The sequence below is a fragment of the Streptomyces sp. NBC_01515 genome, from assembly GCF_045040345.1.
Classification (GTDB): Bacteria; Actinomycetota; Actinomycetes; order Streptomycetales; family Streptomycetaceae; genus Streptomyces.
Map to the genome: position 1 here is coordinate 8,839,198 of NZ_CP109416.1, position 20,100 is coordinate 8,859,297.

17 protein-coding genes are annotated in these 20,100 nt (G+C 70.1%); 9 read left to right on the forward strand and 8 right to left on the reverse strand.

All coding sequences use genetic code 11. The features are described 5' to 3' along the window. Positions 1 to 11: 11 nt before the first annotated feature. On the reverse strand, positions 12 to 2,828 hold the full coding sequence (locus OG407_RS39535) for an ATP-binding protein (RefSeq protein WP_405864806.1): 2,817 nt from the start codon (positions 2,826 to 2,828) through the stop codon (positions 12 to 14). 183 nt (positions 2,829 to 3,011) lie between these two features. Next, positions 3,012 to 3,845 (reverse strand): response regulator transcription factor, encoded by an 834-nt coding sequence (locus tag OG407_RS39540; RefSeq protein ID WP_405864808.1) that lies wholly within the window; start codon positions 3,843 to 3,845, stop codon positions 3,012 to 3,014. A gap of 125 nt (positions 3,846 to 3,970) precedes the next feature. On the opposite strand from OG407_RS39540, the gene OG407_RS39545 reads away from it, so the two are divergent. Together OG407_RS39545 and OG407_RS39550 are read left to right on the forward strand one after the other, a co-directional pair. Next, entirely contained in the window at positions 3,971 to 5,641 is a 1,671-nt protein-coding gene (locus OG407_RS39545) for an AMP-binding protein (RefSeq protein ID WP_405864810.1), read from the forward strand. Between the two features lie 44 nt (positions 5,642 to 5,685). Beyond that, entirely contained in the window at positions 5,686 to 7,293 is a 1,608-nt protein-coding gene (locus OG407_RS39550; RefSeq protein WP_405868840.1) for an AMP-binding protein, read from the forward strand. A gap of 949 nt (positions 7,294 to 8,242) precedes the next feature. Here the strand turns inward: OG407_RS39550 and OG407_RS39555 are convergent. Continuing rightward, positions 8,243 to 8,950, reverse strand: a complete 708-nt coding sequence (locus tag OG407_RS39555; RefSeq protein WP_329348817.1) for a hypothetical protein — start codon at positions 8,948 to 8,950, stop codon at positions 8,243 to 8,245. Positions 8,951 to 9,137: 187 nt separating this feature from the next. On the opposite strand from OG407_RS39555, the gene gcl reads away from it, so the two are divergent. Beyond that, positions 9,138 to 10,922 (forward strand): glyoxylate carboligase, encoded by a 1,785-nt coding sequence (gcl, locus tag OG407_RS39560; RefSeq protein ID WP_405864812.1) that lies wholly within the window; start codon positions 9,138 to 9,140, stop codon positions 10,920 to 10,922. A 179-nt stretch (positions 10,923 to 11,101) separates the two neighbouring features. On the opposite strand, the gene OG407_RS39565 is transcribed toward gcl, so the two are convergent. The 5 genes from OG407_RS39565 to OG407_RS39585 all read right to left on the reverse strand — a co-directional run bounded on the left by OG407_RS39565 (position 11,102) and on the right by OG407_RS39585 (position 15,811). Next, complete coding sequence (locus tag OG407_RS39565) at positions 11,102 to 11,674, reverse strand: TIGR04222 domain-containing membrane protein (RefSeq protein WP_405864814.1); 573 nt, start codon at positions 11,672 to 11,674, stop codon at positions 11,102 to 11,104. A 117-nt stretch (positions 11,675 to 11,791) separates the two neighbouring features. Next, positions 11,792 to 12,028 carry a hypothetical protein gene (locus tag OG407_RS39570; protein ID WP_405864816.1) on the reverse strand — a complete coding sequence of 79 codons (237 nt, stop codon included), beginning with the start codon at positions 12,026 to 12,028 and terminating at the stop codon, positions 11,792 to 11,794. Positions 12,029 to 12,455: 427 nt separating this feature from the next. Continuing rightward, positions 12,456 to 13,919 (reverse strand): catalase, encoded by a 1,464-nt coding sequence (locus OG407_RS39575; RefSeq protein WP_405864818.1) that lies wholly within the window; start codon positions 13,917 to 13,919, stop codon positions 12,456 to 12,458. Between the two features lie 132 nt (positions 13,920 to 14,051). Further along, positions 14,052 to 14,942, reverse strand: coding sequence for a 2-hydroxy-3-oxopropionate reductase (locus tag OG407_RS39580; protein WP_405864820.1), 891 nt, complete (start codon positions 14,940 to 14,942; stop codon positions 14,052 to 14,054). Between the two features lie 38 nt (positions 14,943 to 14,980). Then, complete coding sequence (locus OG407_RS39585; protein WP_405864822.1) at positions 14,981 to 15,811, reverse strand: TIM barrel protein; 831 nt, start codon at positions 15,809 to 15,811, stop codon at positions 14,981 to 14,983. Between the two features lie 147 nt (positions 15,812 to 15,958). Here OG407_RS39585 and OG407_RS39590 point away from each other — a divergent pair, with 147 nt between their 5' ends. The 6 genes from OG407_RS39590 to OG407_RS39615 all read left to right on the forward strand — a co-directional run bounded on the left by OG407_RS39590 (position 15,959) and on the right by OG407_RS39615 (position 20,069). Continuing rightward, positions 15,959 to 16,210: a hypothetical protein gene (locus OG407_RS39590; RefSeq protein ID WP_328677005.1), complete on the forward strand. Its 252-nt coding sequence runs from the start codon at positions 15,959 to 15,961 to the stop codon at positions 16,208 to 16,210. Then, positions 16,207 to 16,575, forward strand: a complete 369-nt coding sequence (locus OG407_RS39595; RefSeq protein ID WP_405864824.1) for a helix-turn-helix domain-containing protein — start codon at positions 16,207 to 16,209, stop codon at positions 16,573 to 16,575. Before OG407_RS39590 ends, OG407_RS39595 begins: the two co-directional genes overlap by 4 nt. Positions 16,576 to 16,698: 123 nt before the next feature. Continuing rightward, positions 16,699 to 17,217 (forward strand): 2-oxo-4-hydroxy-4-carboxy-5-ureidoimidazoline decarboxylase, encoded by a 519-nt coding sequence (uraD, locus tag OG407_RS39600; RefSeq protein ID WP_405864826.1) that lies wholly within the window; start codon positions 16,699 to 16,701, stop codon positions 17,215 to 17,217. After that, positions 17,214 to 17,615, forward strand: coding sequence for a hydroxyisourate hydrolase (gene uraH / locus OG407_RS39605; protein ID WP_405864828.1), 402 nt, complete (start codon positions 17,214 to 17,216; stop codon positions 17,613 to 17,615). Before uraD ends, uraH begins: the two co-directional genes overlap by 4 nt. Positions 17,616 to 17,622: 7 nt before the next feature. After that, on the forward strand, positions 17,623 to 18,555 hold the full coding sequence (gene pucL, locus OG407_RS39610) for a factor-independent urate hydroxylase (RefSeq protein ID WP_405864830.1): 933 nt from the start codon (positions 17,623 to 17,625) through the stop codon (positions 18,553 to 18,555). 134 nt (positions 18,556 to 18,689) lie between these two features. Then, a complete protein-coding gene (locus OG407_RS39615) occupies positions 18,690 to 20,069 on the forward strand; it encodes an 8-oxoguanine deaminase (protein WP_405864832.1) in 1,380 nt (459 codons plus the stop codon). Positions 20,070 to 20,100 lie beyond the last annotated feature (31 nt).

A 20,100-nucleotide genomic window follows, 5' to 3' on the forward strand; every position in this document is an offset into this window, starting at 1 on the left:
CCGTAGGGTCCTCAGTTCGGACGGCGCCCCGCCGCCAGTCGGACGATATCCACCCGCGAGCGGATCCCCAGCTTGCGGTAGACCCGGGTCAGGGTCGCCTCGACCGTCTTGACGCTGATGAACAGCCGGGCGGCGATCTCCCGGTTGGTGGCGCCCTCCATGACGAGCGCGGCGACCTGACGCTCCATCGAGGCCAGCCCGTCGAGTCCTTCGAGGGTGGGCACGGGCGTGGGCACGGGTGCCGGTTCCGGCGCCCTGGTGACGGCCGCCTCGTCCACCTGGCGCAGCCAGGGCAGCGCCCGGCAGCGGCGGAACAGCCGGGTCGCCTCGTCGTACGACGTGGGTCCGGGCTGTCCGGTGCGCAGCGACGCCAGCGCGAAGGCGGCGCGGGCCTCCTCCAGGCCGTAGCCCAGTTTGGCGAGGCGGTCCTGAACGGACGTCAGTTGGGCTACGGCCTCGTCGTGTTCGCCGCGGGCCGCCCGGACGAGTGCCTCGGCGCGGTCGAGTACGGCGAGGACGCTCTCGCGGCCGAGGCGCAGCGCGCGTTCACGTGTCACGTCGATGACGTCCTGGGCCTCGGTGGTCTCGCCGATCCGGACGAGCGCCTCGGCGAGGTCGCCGTGCCAGCGACCGCGGGCCGGGTCGGTCACCCCGAGGGCCTGCTCCAGTTCGCGGACCCGGCGCAGCGAGCGGACCGTCCCGTGCGCGTCCCCGGCGACCAACTGGGCGTATCCCAGGGCCCCGAGGGCACGGGAGAGATACATCTGGTCGCCGTCCTCCTCGGCGTGCTCGACCGCCTCCCGGGCCAGCGCCAGCCCCTCCTCGACGTCACCGCCGGAGGCCTCGGCGAGCGCGGTGAGCATCGCGGACGCCGTCTGGCCGATCCCGGAGTCGCGGGCCAGCCGCAGGCCCTCGCGGGCCAGGTCGAGGGCGCGGCCGCAGTGCCCGGAGCGCAGTTCGGTCTCGGCGAAGCCGCGCAGGAAGTGCACCTCGCTCTCCACCGACCCGCGCCGCCGCACCTCGCGCAGCAGCGCGGTGATGGTGGCGCGGGCCTCGGGCAGCTGATCGCTCATCACCAGCCAGCGGAACCGGGCCGAGCCGGCGCCGTTGTGATGGCACGCCACCCTCGGGTCCTGGGGCTCCTTCAGCGCGCGCTTGATGGTGAGCGGGGCGTCCGGATGGCCCATCAGGGTCTCGGTCTGCGCCTGGAAGGAGAGCGCGAGGAGTTCGGTGCGCCGGTCACCGGCACGCGCCGCCAGCTCGGCGGAACGCGCGGTCTCCGCGCGGGCCTCGGCGAAGTCGCCCTCGACCAGCAGGGCCCGCCAGGCGAGTTGGTAGCGGACCAGGGCGAGCAGCCGGGGGTCGTCGCCCGCGTCGGCGAGGGCCTGCGGGAAGACGGCGTCCACGTCCGCCATCGAGTGGCCGGCCGTGTCGATCACGATGATCCAGGCCCGCACCCGCTCGGCGGGCACCGACGTCCGGGTCAGCACCTCGCGCGCGATGTCCCGGGCGAGGTCCAGCTCGCCGGCGGTGATCGCGTCCTCCGAGGCCTGCAACCGGCGCTCGTCCGGCCCCGGCACGCTGTCGCCCGGGGTGTGCCGGGCGGCCAGCAGCCCGAGCGACGCGGCGACCGAGGGCGCCCCGCGGTCCCGGGCCAGGGTCGCGGCCTCGGCGAGCCGGGCGGCGACCTCCGGGTCGGTGCCGGTGGTCGCGAGGGCGAGGTGCCGGGCGCGCTCGATCGGGTCGGAGGCCGCGGTCGACAGCGCCGCGTGTGCGGCCCGCCGCTCCTGCGCGGGCGCCTCCGCGTACAGCGCGGCCGAGATCAGCGGATGCGCGAACCGGACGGCGGGAGCCTCGGACTCCGTTGCCAGCAGGCCGAGTTCGGCGGCCTGGGCGGTCTCCGCCTCGGCGTTCTCCCGGCCCGCGGTCTGCAGCAGGGCCACCGTGGGCCGGGCGCCCGCGCTCGCGACCAGCAGCGTGCGGCGCGCCTCGGCGGGCAGCATGTCGAGCCGGCTCAGCACCAACGCGCGTAGTGAAGTGGGCACGGGCAACGGCTCGCCCGGTCTCGGCGGGGTCGGGTTCTCGGCCAGCGCGCGCCCCAACTCCAGTGCGAACAACGGGTTTCCGCCACTCGTACGGTGGATCTCACGGACCGTGGAACGCGGCAGCCCGGTGTACCCGCGATGGTCGAGCAGCGCCGACACCTGCGCCCGGGACAGCGGACTGAGCCGGAACGCCAGCGTGTCCGGCGGCGACGCGCTCAGATACCGGTCGTACTCCTGGCCCTCGGTCCGCACCGCGAACACCATCTGCACCTGCGTGTCCCCGAGCCGCCGCGCGGCGAACCCGAGCAGCTCCGCGCTGGCCGGGTCCAGCCACTGCAGATCGTCCGCTACGACGAGCACGGGACCGTCGGCCGCGAGCGCGCGCAGCGCGGACAGGACGGCGAGGCGCAGGGCGAGTCCGTCGCGCTGGAGGGAGGACTCGCCGCGGCCGGTGAGCGCGGATTCGAGCGCGGTGCGCTGGGCGGCGGGCAGTCGCTCGGACACCTCGTCCAGGACCAGACCAAGGAGGTCGGCGAGGGCCAGGAAGGGGAGATGGGATTCGGACTCCGTGGCCGAGCAGCGCAACACGGTCCGCGCCGTCTCGCCGTATTCCGCGGCCAACGCCCGCAGGACGGTCGACTTTCCTATTCCGGCGGGGCCGTGGAGCAGCACACTGCCACCCTCGGCGAGCTGGTCACGGGCGGCGGAGAACATCTCCTCCCGGCCGATGACCAGGTCGGGGCGGATTCTGGCAGGCTCCTTGAAGTCCCGTCGCACGGTCACCGCTCCCCTCGTGTGGCGTGTCCGGGCCAATATTAGGCAATCAGTCCTTGAAATTCGGATGGATGGGGTCGTGAGGGAAATAACAACTGTGCAGCATCAGGAAATTCAAAGCTCCGATGAATGAATAGAAGGTCGTCGCGGGAGCCCTCTCAGGGGCCGCCGACGGGGCTGCCACCACCCCTCTCACGGCAGCACCCCCGCCCGTCGCGCCGCTACCACGGCCTCCCCGCGGGTGTGTGCCCCGAGCCTCCGCATCGCCGAGCGCAGATACCCCTTCACCGTCTCCGGCCGCAGCCCGAGCCGCTCCGCCGCCACCGCGTTCGTCGCCCCGGCCGCCACACAGGCCAGGACGTCCAGCTCCCGGGGCGCGAGTTCTACGTCCCCGGTGGCCGCCTCCGCCGTCAACAGGCCGCAGGCGTCGAGCAGTTCGGCCCGCAGTGCCGGGTCCGGGATGCGCGGGGCCAGCGCCCGCAGCGCCGCGTGCGCCTCCCGCACCTGCTCCCAGGCCGGGCTCGCCGCCGGGTCGGGGGCCGGTGCCGGGTGCGCCGCGCTCAGCAACTCCAGCACCTCCTCCTGTACGACCAGCGCCTGTTCCACGTCCCGGGCGGCCTCCATCGCCGCGCTCAGCATCCGGTCGCCCAACGGCTGGGCGGTGCGCAGCGCGCCGTAGAGGACACCGCGCACCCGGCGGCGTACGACGACCGGGACCGCGAGGATCGCGCGGAGGCCCTCGATGGCGACTGGCGCGTCGTACTCGTGGCTGATCTGGCGGGAGGCGGAGTAGTCGAGGACGGCGCACGGGCGGGCGAGGGCGACCGCCTTGCCGCCGAGGCCGTTGCCCGAGGTGACCGCGAGGGCGCGCAGGGCGGAGGTCGCCGTGCCGCTGAGTTCGCTGATGCGTATCTGCCTACGGCCGGTCTCCACCAGGCCGCCGAAGGCGACGGGCAGCCCTGTGCCCCGCCGGAGCCGTACCAGCGCCGACTGAATCTCCACCATTCCCGCCGCGTCCGTCGCCACCCGCTTGCCCCTTCATTGCGGCCGCCGTGCTGCACACACCCCCGTACGGGGGTAGTGAGACCCACATCACGGATTACACGATGTCAGAGAGCCGCCCGGCAATGGTCCGGTACTTAGGAGGACAGATGACGACGGCGAGTGAGTCGTTCCGTAGCGCGAGGGATTTTCTGCTGGCGCACCGTACGGACTATGCCACGGCCTACGAGGGTTTCTCCTGGCCCAGGCCCGAGCACTTCAACTGGGCGCTCGACTGGTTCGACGTCATCGCGGCCGGCAACGACCGCACCGCGCTGCACATCGTCGAGGAGGACGGCACCGAGGCCGCCCTGTCCTTCGCGGAGATGTCCGAGCGCTCCAACCGGGTCGCCAACTGGCTGCGCGCCCAGGGCGTCCGCGCCGAGGACCGGATCCTCGTCATGCTCGGCAACCAGACCGAGCTGTGGGAGACGGCCCTGGCCGCGATGAAGCTGGGCGCCGTCGTCATCCCGGCCACCCCGCTGCTCGGCCCCGCCGACCTGCGCGACCGCGTCGAACGCGGCCGGGTCCGGCAGGTGATCGTGCGCTCCGGGGACGTCGACAAGTTCGACGAGGTGCCCGGGACCTACACCAGGATCGCGGTCGGCGGGGCGGTCGAGGGCTGGCGGACGTACGAGGACGCGTACGCCGCTTCCGCGGAGTTCACGGCGGACGGCCCGACCCTGGCCGACGACCCGCTGATGCTGTACTTCACCTCGGGCACGACCGCCCACCCCAAGCTGGTCGAGCACACCCACACGTCGTACCCGATCGGGCACTTGGCGACGATGTACTGGATCGGTCTGCGCCCCGGCGACGTGCACCTCAACATCTCCTCGCCCGGCTGGGCGAAGCACGCCTGGTCGAACCTCTTCGCGCCGTGGAACGCGGAGGCGACCGTCTTCATCCACAACTACACGCGCTTCGACGCGACCCGGCTGATGGCCGAGATGGACCGGGCGGGTGTGACGACGTTCTGCGCCCCGCCGACCGTCTGGCGCATGCTCATCCAGGCCGACCTGACCCAGCTGCGCACCCCGCCCCGCGAGGCGCTGGCGGCGGGGGAGCCCTTGAACCCCGAGGTGATCGAGCAGGTCAGGCGCGCCTGGGGCGTCACGATCCGGGACGGCTTCGGCCAGACGGAGACGGCCGTGCAGGTGTCCAACAGCCCCGGTCAGCCGCTGAAGACGGGCTCCATGGGGCGGCCGAGCCCCGGCTACCGCGTCGAACTCCTCGACCCGGTGTCGGGTGCGCCGGGCGCGGCCGAGGGCGAGATCGCGCTCGACCTGTCCGACCCGCCGGTCGGCCTGATGACCGGCTACCACGGCGACCCGGACCGTACGGCGGAGGCGATGGCCGGCGGCTACTACCGCACCGGCGACATCGGCTCCCGCGACGCGGACGGCTACATCACCTACGTCGGCCGGTCCGACGACGTCTTCAAGGCCTCCGACTACAAGATCTCCCCGTTCGAGCTGGAGAGCGCCCTGCTGGAGCACGAGGCGGTGGCCGAGGCCGCCGTGGTCCCCGCGCCGGACGAGCTGCGGCTCGCCGTACCGAAGGCGTACGTCGTCCTCGCGGCGGGCTGGGAGCCGGGACCCGACACGGCCAAGGTGCTGTTCGAGCACTCGCGCGACGTCCTCGCCCCGTACAAGCGCATCCGGCGGCTGGAGTTCGCGGACCTGCCCAAGACCGTCTCCGGCAAGATCCGCCGGATCGAGCTGCGGGAGGCGACCGCCGCGGGGTCGGACGCCGAGTACCGCGAGGAGGACTTCCGATGACCTTGCCGACGAACTCGCCTGTGAACACGCCCATGCACTCGCCGATGAACTCGTACAGCCATGGAACCAGCGGGACTTCACTCCTCGGCGACACCATCGGGGCCAACCTCGACCGGGCGGTCGCCGCGTGGCCCGACCGCGAGGCGCTCGTCGACGTACCCTCCGGGCGGCGCTGGACCTACGGCCAATTCGCCTCCGATGTCGACCAGTTGGCGTACGCGCTGCTCGCGAGCGGGGTCGCCAAGGGTGACCGGGTGGGGATCTGGGCGGTCAACTGCCCCGAGTGGGTGCTCGTCCAGTACGCCACCGCCCGCATCGGCGCGATCATGGTGAACATCAACCCGGCGTACCGGACCCACGAGGTCGAGTTCGTCCTCAACCAGGCGGGGATCTCGGTCCTGTTCGCCTCGGCGGCCCACAAGGGCAGTGACTACCGGGCGATGGTCGAGCAAGTCCGGCCCAAGTGCCCGCAGTTGCGGGAGGCGGTGTACATCGGCGATCCGAGCTGGGACGCGATGGCAGCCCGGGGCGCGGCCGACCGTGCGGAGGAACTGCGGTCCCGCGAGGCCGAGTTGTCCTGCGACGACCCCATCAACATCCAGTACACCTCGGGTACGACCGGCTTCCCCAAGGGTGCGACCCTCTCCCACCACAACATCCTCAACAACGGTTATTTCGTCGGTGAGTTGATCGCGTACACCGAGCAGGACCGGATCTGCATCCCGGTGCCCTTCTACCACTGCTTCGGCATGGTCATGGGCAACCTCGCGGCCACCTCGCACGGCGCGTGCATCGTGATCCCGGCCCCGTCCTTCGACCCGGCGGCGACCCTGAAGGCGGTCCAGCAGGAACGCTGCACGTCCCTCTACGGCGTACCGACCATGTTCATCGCGGAGTTGAACCTCCCCGACTTCGCGTCCTACGACCTCTCCTCACTCCGCACCGGCATCATGGCGGGCTCGCCCTGCCCGGTCGAGGTGATGAAGCGGGTGGTCGCCGAGATGCACATGGCGGAGGTCTCCATCTGCTACGGCATGACGGAGACGTCCCCGGTGTCGCTCCAGACCCGGCGGGACGACGACCTCGAACACCGCACCGGCACGGTCGGGCGTGTGCTCCCGCACCTGGAGGTCAAGGTCGTCGACCCGGCGACGGGTGTCACCCAACCCCGGGGCGCGGCGGGGGAGTTGTGCACGCGCGGTTACAGCGTGATGCTCGGCTACTGGAACGAGCCCGAGAAGACCGCCGAGTCGATCGACGCGGGGCGCTGGATGCACACGGGTGACCTCGCGATGATGCGCGAGGACGGCTACGTCGAGATCGTCGGCCGCATCAAGGACATGATCATCCGGGGCGGCGAGAACATCTACCCGCGCGAGATCGAGGAGTTCCTCTACACCCACCCGAGGATCGCGGACGTCCAGGTGGTGGGGGTGCCGCATGAGCGCTACGGGGAGGAGGTGCTGGCGTGTGTGATCCCACGGGATCCGGCGGACCCGCTGACCCTGGAGGAGCTGCGGGGGTTCTGCGAGGGGAGGTTGGCGCACTACAAGATTCCGAGTCTGCTCCAGATCATGGACGCCTTTCCGATGACGGTGTCGGGGAAGGTACGGAAGATCGAACTGCGGGAGCGGGCTGTTCGGGGGCGGTGAGGTGGGGAGTCCCCAGGTGCGGGTGGGCGTCTGAGGGCGTCGTGGTGGGTCGCGTTGCTGGGTTGCCGGGTTGCCTGAGTGTGGGGTGACTCGGGTGCGCGGTCTGCCGGTGGCGTGTGCGGGGCGTTGGGTTGTGGGGGTGCTGGTGCTCGGCCGAGCTGGTGTGAGTCGGTGGGTGGCCGCGTACGACGGCCTGGGAGGCGTCTGGCGGGATGGTTGGCGGTGAGTCCGGCGAGTAGTCCGGCGACTTGGGGTGCGGCCTCGTGGCAATGTCCGGCAGTCCGGCGGTCGCTCGCCGGCCGTCGCCCGGCGTCTGTCGTCGCGAACCGCCGTGGCCGCTCAACTAGACCTTCGCTGAGCCGAGTTGGTTGGCCCGGCCGCTCACCCGCTGGGTTGCGCCCGTGGGGTCGAATGGGACGGCCTGCGGCGAGGCCCGCGACTTGCGGCCCGGCCTTTGGACAGCGTCCCGCAGCTGCGGCCGCAGCCGGACGTTGCCGTCGGCGGCGGCCTCTGTGGGCCTGCACCTTTGTCCAGCGGTCCGGCAGTCGCCCGCTGCCCGTCGCCTGGCGTCTGTCGTCGCGAACCGGCTGCCACCGCTCAACTAACTCCCGGTCGCGTCGAGTTGGTCGGCCAGGTCGCTCACCGGCTGGGGTGTGCCCGTGAGGTCGAGTGGGACGGGTCGCGGTGAGGCAGGCGACTTGCCCCGGCCTTGGGGCAACGTCCCGCAGTCGCGGCCGTCGTAGCCGCACGTCGCCGTCGGCGGACGGCCTCCCTGGGCCCGCGTCTTCGTCCCGCGGTCCGGCAGTCGCCCGCTGCCCGCCGCTCGGTGTCTGCCGTCACAAACCAACCGCGACCACTCAACCAACCCCCCGCCGCGTCGAGTTGGCCGGTCAGGTCGCCCGCCGCCCGCCCCGGCCGGAGTCGCCGCGAACCAACCCCGCCCGCCCAACTAACTCCCCGCCGCGTCCAGTTGATCAGCCAGGTCGTTCACCGGCTGCGGCGTGCCCGTGAGGTCGAGGACGAACAGGGGGACGCGGAGGGCGTCCGCGCGGGCGCGGGCGTCGTCGGCGTAGCCGGCCAGGGAGAAGTAGACGCACTCCGTGGACTCCGTCATGGCCGTCAGCCAGAGGCATTCCACGTCGCGCAGTGAGGCGGGCCGTACGGTCGGGTCGACCTGGGCCAGGATGCCGCGGGCGGCGAGGCCGATGCCCGACGGGGGCCGTTGGTCGGCGCGGCGGATGTCCCGGTAGCCGAGCCAGCGGAGGTAGAGCGCGGCGGCGGTGACCGCGTCGCGCGCGGTACGGATCGTGACGGGTTGGAAGGCCGGGCGGCCCTCTACCTCGGCGCCGACCTTGGGGGGCCTCGCGGCGGGTTCCGACGTCGGTTCCGCACCCGCGACCGGTATCCGCAGCAGGGTCCCGCACGGGCAGCCCAGTTCCGGGTACGGCCACTCGTCGAGCCGGCCGCAGGCCGCGCAGCGGACCGCGATCCAGTCCTCGTCCCACACGCGGTGGTTCACGACCGTCGCCACGCCGCGTTGATCCAGCGGCGGGGCGACAGGGGCCCCGCACACACAGGGATACGACGGCGCGGCGTAGACGTGTTCTCGTCGGCACGCCGGACAGCGCACCGGCACGCTCTCGGACATGAGCCCCATAGTCCTCCTGAAAACCCCTGCTTGTCCGTCTCTTGACGGCCTTGGTCACCCCACTTACATTACTTCCAGATAGTAGAAGTTAGATTCCGCAATACGGAAATCCGTGCGGAAGTCAGAAGCTCGCAAGGAGTTTTCACCGCGGGGCGCGCCGGTGATGTGATTCCGACAGCCGAAGCAGGAGTACTCCATGGCTCGTATGACCGCTGCCCGCGCGGCAGTCGAGATCCTCAAGCGCGAGGGCGTCAGCGACGCGTTCGGCGTCCCGGGCGCGGCGATCAACCCGTTCTACGCCGCGCTCAAGGCATCCGGCGGCATCAACCACACCCTCGCCCGCCACGTCGAGGGCGCCTCGCACATGGCCGAGGGCTACACCCGTACCGGCCCGGGCAACATCGGTGTCTGCATCGGCACCTCGGGCCCGGCCGGCACCGACATGATCACCGGCCTCTACTCCGCGATCGGCGACTCGATCCCGATCCTGTGCATCACGGGCCAGGCTCCGACCGCCGTGATCCACAAAGAGGACTTCCAGGCCGTGGACATCGCGTCGATCGCGGCCCCGGTGACGAAGATGGCGATCACGGTCCTGGAGGCGGCCCAGGTCCCCGGCGTCTTCCAGCAGGCCTTCCACCTCATGCGCTCAGGCCGCCCCGGCCCGGTCCTGATCGACCTCCCGATCGACGTGCAGCTCACCGAGATCGAGTTCGACCCGGACACGTACGAACCGCTGTCGGTCTACAAGCCGACCGCGACCCGCGCCCAGATCGAGAAGGCGATCGGGATGCTGAACGCCTCCGAACGCCCCCTGATCGTCGCGGGCGGCGGCGTCATCAACGCGGACGCGGCCGAACTCCTCGTCGAATTCGCGGAGTTGACCGGTACCCCGGTCGTCCCGACCCTGATGGGCTGGGGCGTCCTGCCCGACGACCACGAGCTGAACGCCGGCATGGTCGGCCTCCAGACCTCGCACCGCTACGGCAACGCGACCTTCCTGGAGTCCGACTTCGTCCTCGGCATCGGCAACCGCTGGGCCAACCGCCACACCGGCAAGCTGGACGTCTACACGGCGGGCCGGAAGTTCGTCCACGTCGACATCGAGCCGACCCAGATCGGCAAGATCTTCGCCCCCGACTACGGCATCGCGTCCGACGCGAAGGCGGCGCTGGAGCTGTTCGTGGACGTGGCAAGGGAGTTGAAGACGGCGGGCACCCTCCCCGACCGCTCGGCCTGGGCGGCGTCGGCCCAGGAGCGGAAGTCAACTCTCCAACGCCGCACGCACTTCGACGACATCCCGATCAAACCCCAGCGCGTCTACGAGGAGATGAACAAGGCCTTCGGCCCGGAGACCCGGTACGTCTCCACGATCGGCCTCTCCCAGATCGCCGGCGCCCAGATGCTCCACGTCTACCGCCCCCGCCACTGGATCAACTGCGGCCAGGCGGGCCCCCTCGGCTGGACGATCCCGGCCGCACTCGGCGTCGCGAAGGCCGACCCCGAGGCATCGGTGGTGGCCCTCTCCGGGGACTACGACTTCCAGTTCATGCTCGAAGAACTGGCGGTCGGCGCACAACACCGCATCCCCTACGTCCATGTCCTCGTGAACAACGCCTACTTGGGCCTGATCCGGCAGGCGCAGATCGGCCTGGACATCAACTTCCAGGTCAACCTGGAATTCGAGAACATCAACTCTCCTGAGCTGGGCGTCTACGGCGTCGACCACATCAAGGTCGTCGAGGGCCTGGGCTGCAAGGCCATCCGCGTCACCGACCCCAACGAACTGGGCACGGCCTTCGAGCAGGCCAAGAAGCTCGCGGCGGAGTTCAGGGTCCCGGTCGTGGTCGAGGCGATCCTCGAACGAGTCACCAACATCGCCATGAGCAAGACGAACGACATCAGCGAGGTGGTGGAGTTCGAGGAGATCGCGACGGAACCGGGTCATGCACCGACGTCGATCAGGGCGCTGAAGGTCTGAGAGACGGGGAGAGACAGAGGGGGCGGCCCATCCGGGAGGATGAGCCGCCCCTGCTTTTTTGGGAGGCGCGAAGCGCCGACCAAAGGGGGCGCGGGGCTGTGTCAGTTTGCGGCTCCGCCGCGTGGGCGCGACCAGCCACATTCGACCCGCACCCCGCAACGGACATCCCCAGGCAGGACCTACACGGCCCCGCAAGTGAACCCGCCCCCAGACCCTCCACCCCAGGCCTGCGACACTCCCTGCTCAGCGCTCCCACCCCGCCCGGTCAACCCCGCCGCCTCCGCGAAACGCGGCACAAGAGAGACCAACGCCGTGTCCCCGTACAGGGCAACCGCCAGCAGAACATCGCCTGACGACACCCCCTCCCGCCCGACAGGCAAGGGGAGTTGAACCCGCAGGGACTTCAACAGCACGCGCGCGGCGCGAGTACGCCGAGGCGGAATCCTGCGCAGCAACCCCGCCGCCACAAGATCCCCACGCAACTCACCGAGCGCCTCACCCACACCCCGCCGATCAAGCAACTCCCGCATACCCGCCGGCCGGTACAGCGCAGAGTGCACAGCCTTCGTAAGACGAGGAAGCGGCCCCGCCCCCGCGGCCACCCCCGACGTCCGCATCGTCCCGGTCCGCCCGGCCCGCACCTCACCCCGCAGATGCAAGGCGACCACCGCCACGGTCACGGCCGCCCGAGAACCACCCCGCAGCAAAGCGACCTCGTGAGGCTGGAGCCGGATTGTCGGAGCACCGCTCATGACACCCCCTGATACGGGGCCCGCCGCCCCCGTGCCGGCGGGCCTCGTGCGACGAATGTGCCCGTGTGCAGGGGTGGTTGAAGCCTCGCGAGGGGGATTCAGAGGTTTATTTGAGGTTCACTGATCGTGCTGCTCCGACAGGCCGGGCCAGTCCTCGGGCCCGCCGCCCTGCCAGTCGATCAGGTCGCTCTCCTCGACCTCGATCCGGTCCAGATCGGCGAGGCGCAGGATCTCGACGACGTCGTCCAGGTGGGACGCGATACCGAGGGTCTCGTCACCGGTGGTGACCCTGCGGGAGCCGTCGAGAGCCGGGGGATGGACCACGATGTGCGGGTGTTCCGATGGGTGTGCCATGCCTTCAGGCTGCTGTGCCCACGGCGGATCCGCACCCGGAAACGCCGAAGAGCGCCGGATACGGAACCGTCCGTATCCGGCGCTCGTCGTGGTGGCCATCCGACGGCGCGAGGCTGGGCGCGACAGGACATTCGCGCCGCCGGACGGAGTCTGTGGACTGGAGAGGGAGCCTCTCCGCTCTGCCGAAAGGGGAGCCCTCGGGGAGCCCTGCGTAAAAGCCTTCGGCTGGGACCGCGGCGGTCGCGACGGGACCGGGGTGCTTCTTCCCTCAGGTCGAGAAGTAGCCCCTGGAACCTTCACCACCGCACTGGCTCGCATTCCGCCGCGGTCCTGGCCCTGCCCGTGCGGTGCCGCCGACCACCCCTCATCCGGGTCGTCCGGCACACACGGGCCGTCTGTGGAGTTTTTCGGTTCTTCGGTCTCCGGTTCAGTCCTCGCGCAGGGCGTGGACCGCCTCCTCCACGCGTCGGCCGTACTCCGGGCCGGCGGCGTGGAAGTGGGCGAGGTTCTTCTCGATCACGTCGTCGCGGGAGACCTGGGCGAGGCCGCCGGCGATGTTCGCGACGAGGCGGGACCGCTCCTCGGGCGACATCAGGCGGTACAACTCGCCCGCCTGGTAGAAGTCGTCGTCCTTGGTGTGCTGCGGAGCCTCGTGCGTGCCCGTGTAGCCGGTGACCGGCAGCGGGGCCGACAGGGCGCGGCCGGTCTCGGCGGGACCGTCGTAGGAGTTCGGCTCGTAGTTCTTCGCCGCGCGGCCCTGGGAGGTGGAGTTGGACGCCATGAAGCCGTCCCGGCCGTAGTTCCGCGCCGTCGTCGCCTTCGGGGCGTTCACCGCCAGCAGGGTGTGGTTGACGCCCAGGCGGTAGCGGTGCGCGTCCGCGTAGGCGAACAGGCGGCCCTGGAGCATCTTGTCGGGCGAAGGGCCGATACCCGGCACGAAGTTGTTCGGGGAGAACGCGGCCTGCTCGACCTCGGCGAACACGTTGTCCGGGTTGCGGTCCAACACCAGCCGGCCCACCCGCTGGAGCGGGTAGTCGCGGTGCGGCCACACCTTGGTGACGTCGAACGGGTTGAAGCGGTACTCCGCCGCGTCCGCCGCCGGCATGAGCTGGACGTGCAGCGTCCAGGACGGGTTCACGCCCCGCTCGATGGCCTGAAGCAGGTCCGTCTGGTGGGAGTTGGGGTTCTTGCCCGCGATCTCCGCCGCCTGGCCGGAAGACAGGCTGCGCACGCCCTGGTTCGTCTTGAAGTGGTACTTGACGAAGAACGCCTCGCCCTCCGCGTTCGTCCACTGATAGGTGTGCGAGCCGTAGCCGTTCATGTGGCGGTACGACGCCGGGATGCCGCGGTCGCCCATCAGCCAGGTCACCTGGTGCGTGGCCTCGGGGCTGTGCGCCCAGAAGTCCCATACGTTGTCCGGCTCTTGACGCCCCGTGAAAGGGTCGCGCTTCTGCGAGTGGATGAAGTCCGGGAACTTTATGGGGTCCTTGATGAAGAACACCGGGGTGTTGTTCCCGACCAGGTCGTAATTCCCCTGCTCCGTATAGAACTTGACCGCGAAGCCGCGCGGGTCGCGCACCGCGTCCGCGCCGCCGAGTGAGTCGGCGACCGTGGAGAAGCGCAGGAACACCTCGGTGCGCTTGCCGACCGTGTTCAGGAAGTCGGCGTGGGTGAAGCCGGTGACGTCGTCGGTGACTTCGAAGTAGCCGTACGCGCCGGAGCCCCTGGCGTGCACCACCCGCTCCGGGATGCGCTCGCGGTTGAAGCGGGCCAACTTCTCCAGGAGGTGCTGGTCCTGGAGGAGGAGCGGGCCGCCGATGCCGGCGGAGGCGGAGTTCTGGTTGTCGGCGACCGGGGCGCCGGACTCGGTCGTGAGCACGCGCTTCGACATGGGGAGCAATCCTCGATGATTCGTTGAACTCGTCGAATTCGTTGAACTGGTGGGCATGGTTCCGGGCGGCGCCAACGCCTGGGCGCGACAGGACAGTTGTCAGCGACGGCGCCGCCCGGGGTCTGGGGGGTGCTAGAGCCGCGCGCCCGACAGGCGTTCCACGGCGCGCAGCAGCGCCGAGTGGTCGAGCCCGCCGTCGCCCTGCGCACGCAGGCTCGCGACCAGCTGCGCCACCACCGCACCCACGGGCAGCGCCGCGCCGACGTTGCGGGCCGCGTCCGTGACGATGCCCATGTCCTTGTGGTGCAGGTCGATCCGGAAGCCCGGTTTGAAGTCGCGGTTGAGGAAGTTGTCCTTCTTCCGCGTCAGCACGGTGGAGCCCGCGAGCCCGCCGTTGAGGACGTCGAGGGCCGCCGCCAAGTCCACGCCCGACTTCTCCAGGAAGACCACGGCCTCGGCGCACGCCTGGATGTTCACGGCGACGATCAGCTGGTTGGCGGCCTTCACGGTCTGGCCCGAGCCGTGCGGACCGCACAGCACGATGGTCCGGCCGAGCGCGTCGAAGATCGGCTCGGCCTCCTCGAAGTCGGACTGTCCGCCGCCGACCATGATGGACAGCACTGCCTCGATCGCACCGGCCTCACCGCCGGACACGGGAGCGTCCAGGACCCGAACTCCCTTCTCCGCGGCGGCTTTTGCCAGGTCCACGGAGGTCTGTGGGGTGATCGACGACATGTCGATCAGGAGGGTGCCGGCGCGGGCGTTCTCCAGGATGCCGTCAGGGCCGTAGGCGATGGCCTCGACCTGCGGGGACGCGGGCACCATGGTGATCACCACGTCGGCGTCCCGCACGGCCTCGGCGATGGAACCGGCCGCGGTGCCGCCGGCGGCGGTCAGGCGCTCCAACTTGTCCTGTTCCAGGGTGAATCCGGTGACGTCGTAACCCGCCTTGATCAGGTTCTCGGACATGGGGGAGCCCATGATGCCGAGGCCTATCCAAGTGACCTTGGGGAGCTTGCTCATACGGGTGCCTCTCTAACTGCTCTGCTGCGTCGGGGAGTTCAGCGCGCGGCGCGCGGGAGCCAGTCGAAGGCCTCGGCGCTCGGGCGGTCGCCGGGCTTGTACTCCAGGCCCACCCAGCCGTCGTAACCGGCCTTCCTCAACTGGTCGAGGAGGTCTTCCAGTTGGAGCGTGCCGGTGCCGGGGGCGCCGCGGCCCGGGTTGTCCGCGATCTGCACATGGCCGGTCTTCGCGGCGAACCGCTCGATCACGGACGGGAGTTCCTCGCCGTTCATGGACAGGTGGTAGAGGTCCATGAGGAAGCGCGTGTTGCCGAGGCCGGACGCGGCGTTGACCTTGTCGACGACGTCCACGGCGGCGGGCGCGCTGACGAGCGGGTACAGCGGCGACTCGGGCTTGTTCAGGGCCTCGATCAGCAGGACCGCGCCGATCCGGTCGGCGGCGCGGGCCGCGAGGACCAGGTTCTCCAGCGCGAGCGCGTCCTGCTCGGCGGGGTCCACGCCGGCGACGCGGTTGCCGTAGAGCGCGTTGAGAGCCGTAGCGCCGAGCGAGTGGGCGAAGTCGGCGGCCACGTCGATGTTCGCGCGGAACCTCGCCGACTCCTCGCCGGGGATCGACAGGGCGCCGCGGTCGGGGCCGGGGAGCTGTCCGGCGTAGAAGTTCAGGCCGGTGAGCTGGACGCCCGCGTCCTCCAACGCCCGCTTGAGCGCGTCGAGTTGGGACTGCTCGGGGGTGGGGGAGTCGACCCAGGGCCACCACAGCTCGACCGCGGTGAAGCCGGCCGCGGCGGCGGCCGCGGGGCGCTCCAGGAGCGGGAGTTCGGTGAAGAGGATCGACAGGTTGACGTTGAAGCGCTGGTCTGCGAATCCCATCGGGGTCGCGCTCCCTTCCGTGTCGGGTGGCGTCTTGATATTCCGTATTACGGAATATCGTTTCTGTCTAATGGAAGATTGCCGTCGGGTGTCGGAGCTTGTCAAGGGGGCTCGGCGGAAAACGGCACCGCGCGTTAGGTTGTGCGCGTGCGATTGCGAGTGGAGTTCACGACAGAGCCCTTCGATCTCGACGAGGCGCCCGCGCATGCGCTGGTGGCCCGGGAGGTCATCGAGGCTGCGGAGCTGGACGCCGTGGACGTCGGGCCGTTCGGCAACACGGCCGAGGGTGGTGCCGACGCGGTGCTCACCGCCGTCGACGCGCTGCTGCGCAGGACCCTGGAGGCCGGCGCGACCCGGGTCTCGCTCCAGCTCAACGTGATCGGCGAGGGCGACCGGTGACCGGTATCGCGGACGAGCCGTTCATCACGGCCGTGAAGCCGCTGGTCGACGCGATGGGCGGCGAGATGCTCCCGCCCGACGAGGCCGGCCCCGACGACGTCGTGCTCGCCTGGGAGGGCGCGGACGTGGTCGCCGTACGCCTGCCGCAGCTCGCGGACTCGCTCGACCACATCCTGGCCGCCATGGAACGCAAGAAGGGCAAGCCCCTCGCGGACCTCGACCGCAAGGCCAAGCAGGAGGTCGTACGGATCCTGGAGGCGCGCGGCGCCTTCTCGGTCCGGCACGGAGTGGAGACCGTGGCGAGCGCCCTCGGGGTCAGCCGGTTCACCGTGTACAACTACCTCAACCGGGAGAAAGAGGCCTGAGCGGGCCCTTCGGGAGACTCCGGGGGCTTTGTTACCCGGAATTTTCAACAAAGTGTTGACGTGGTGTTCCGTGGGGCGTTAGCTACTGGGCAGCCCGTTCAGCACAAGGCCACGGAGGCCCCCGTGACTTCGACTTCCATGCCGCCGGGGCTCGTCCGGTTCAACGTTCTGGAGGAGCACGCGGCGTTCGCCGCGCTCCTTGACGCGTGTGCCTCCACGGCGTGGGCGCGGCGGCTGCTCGCCGCCCGTCCGTACGCCGGATCCGAGGACCTCTACGCCGCGAGCGACTCCGCGATGGCGGAGTTGACCGCCGACGACCTGGCCGAGGCGATGGCCGGTCACCCGCCGATCGGCCGGCCCAAGCCCGGTGACCCCACCTCCGCCCGCGAGCAGCGCGGCATGGCGGGTGCCTCCGAGGACCTCAGGGCGGAGATGCTCGACCTGAACCTGGCGTACCAGGAGAAGTTCGGCCATGTCTTCCTGATCTGCGCCACCGGCCGCACCGGCGAGCAGATGCGCGACGCGGTCAGGGAACGGATCGGCAACGCGCCGGAGCGGGAACGCGAGATCGTCCGCACCGAGTTGGGCAAGATCAACCGCATCCGGCTCGCCCGCATCGTCGAAGAGGAAGCCCGCGCATGAGCACCAGCACCACCGCCTCGGTGTCCACGCACATCCTGGACACCAGCGTCGGCCGCCCCGCCGAGGGTGTCGCCGTCCAACTCGCCGCCCGGAGCGGCCCGTTGGAGGAGTGGCAGCCGCTCGGAGGTTCGGCCACCGACGCGGACGGCCGGTGCAAGGACCTCCCCGCGCCGCCGGCGGACACCACACACGTACGGCTCGACTTCGCCGTGGAGCCGTATTTCGAAAAGAAGCAAGCCGATGCGCAGCAGGACGCCCCCGCGAATCGGGACAGCGGTGCGACGACCGGAGTGTTCTTCCCGGAAGTGGCGATCACCTTCGCCGTGAAGCCCGGCGAGCACTACCACGTACCGCTGCTGCTCAACCCGTTCGGCTACTCCGTATACCGAGGGAGCTAGCAGACACATGCCTACGATCCTGGGCCAGAACCAGTACGGCAAGGCCGAGAACCGAGTCGTCAAGATCACGCGGGACGGCGCCACCCACCACATCAAGGACCTCAACGTGTCCGTGTCGCTGAGCGGCGACATGGACGAGGTCCACTACTCCGGCTCGAACGCCAACGTGCTGCCGACCGACACCACCAAGAACACGGTGTACGCGTTCGCCAAGGAGCACGGCATCGAGTCCGCCGAGCAGTTCGGCATCCACCTCGCCCGGCACTTCGTGACCAGCCAGGAGCCGATCAGGACCGCGCGCATCCGCATCGAGGAGTACTCCTGGGAGCGGATCGACACCTCCGACGCCAACTCCCAGTTCATCGGCGCCGACGAGGTCAAGCACTCCTTCGTCCGCAAGGGCCAGGAGACCCGGGTCACCCAGATCACCTACGACGGTGAGAACTGGGAGGTCATATCCGGCCTCAAGGACCTCGTCGTGATGAACTCGACCAACTCCGAGTTCTGGGGCTACGTCAAGGACAAGTACACGACCCTCCCCGAGGCCTACGACCGCATCCTGGCCACCCAGGTCTCCGCCCGCTGGCGCTTCAACTGGTCCGACGACGAGCAGAAGATGCCGAGTTGGGAGAAGTCGTACGAGCAGGTGAGGAAGCACATGCTCCAGGCCTTCGCCGAGACGTACTCGCTGTCGCTCCAGCAGACCCTGTACCAAATGGGTTCGCGGATCATCAACAACCGCAGCGAGATAGACGAGGTCCGCTTCTCCCTCCCCAACAAGCACCATTTCCTTGTGGACTTGGAGCCGTTCGGGCTGAAGAACGCGACCGAAGACGGTGCTGTGTACTTCGCCGCCGACCGGCCCTACGGCCTGATCGAGGCGACGATCCTGCGGGACGGCTGCGAGCCGAAGATCCCGGTGGATCTCACCAACCTCTGAGCAACTCCCTCTGGACCGGCGCCCTTTCGGTCGGTTCACCTGCGGCACCCGTGGCCCGCCCGTCCCGTGCGGGCCGCGGTACTCAAATCCCCGGGTCCTGCCGTGCCCGTTCCACACAGTGAATAGGACGAACCATGGCGGCAGTTCAGCGCATCGTCATCGAGAACTGTTCGATCGCGACCGTCGACGCCGACGACACGGAGTACGCCACCGGTCACCTCGTCGTCGTCGGCAACCGCATCGAGTCCCTCGGCGCGGGCCCGGCGCCCGAGGGCCTGGAGAACGTCGTACGCCGTATCGACGCGTCGGGCCACCTGGTGACCCCCGGCCTGGTCAACACCCACCACCACTTCTACCAGTGGATCACCCGGGGCCTGGCCACCGACCACAACCTCTTCGACTGGCTCGTCGCGCTGTACCCGACCTGGGCGCGCATCGACGAGCCGATGGTCCGAGCCGCCGCGCAGGGCTCCCTCGCGATGATGGCCCGCGGCGGTGTCACCACCGCGATGGACCACCACTACGTCTTCCCGAAGGGCTCCGGCGACCTCTCCGGCGCGATCATCGGCGCCGCCCGCGAGATGGGCGTCCGCTTCACGCTGGCCCGGGGCTCCATGGACCGCAGCGAGAAGGACGGCGGCCTGCCCCCGGACTTCGCCGTCGAGACCCTGGAGGGCGCCCTCGCCGCGACCGAGGCGACGGTACGGGAGCACCACGACGCCTCCTTCGACGCGATGACCCAGGTGGCCGTGGCCCCCTGCTCACCGTTCTCCGTGTCGACCGAACTCCTCAAGCAGGGCGCCGAGTTGGCCCGCCGGCTCGGAGTACGGCTGCACACGCACGGCTCGGAGACCGTCGAGGAGGAGCAGTTCTGCAAGGAGCTGTTCGGCATGGGCCCGACCGACTACTTCGAGTCCACCGGCTGGCTCGGCGAGGACGTGTGGATGGCGCACTGCGTCCACATGAACGACTCCGACATCGCCGCCTTCGCCCGCACGAAGACCGGTGTCGCCCACTGTCCTTCCTCCAACGCCCGCCTCGCCGCCGGTATCGCCCGTGTCCCCGACATGCTCGCCGCCGGCGTCCCGGTCGGCCTCGGCGTCGACGGCACCGCCTCGAACGAGTCCGGCGAACTCCACACCGAGCTGCGCAACGCCCTCCTCATCAACCGCCTCGGCGCCCACCGCGAAGCGGCCCTCAACGCCCGCCAGGCGCTGCGCCTCGGAACGTACGGCGGCGCCCAAGTCCTGGGCCGCGCAAGCGAGATCGGCTCCCTGGAGCCGGGCAAGCTCGCCGACCTGGTGCTGTGGAACCTGGACACGCTCGCCCATGCCTCGATCGCCGACCCGGTGACCGCGCTGGTCTTCGGCGCGGCGGCCCCGGTCACCGCGTCGTTCGTGAACGGCCGTCAGATCGTCGAGAACAACCGCCTGTTGCACGTCGACGAGGACACGATCGCCCGCTCCACGCGGGAAGAGGCCCGGCGACTGGCGCGGATCGCCGCGCAGGGCTGAGCCGGCAGGGGCGACCGCGGTCGGCGTGAAT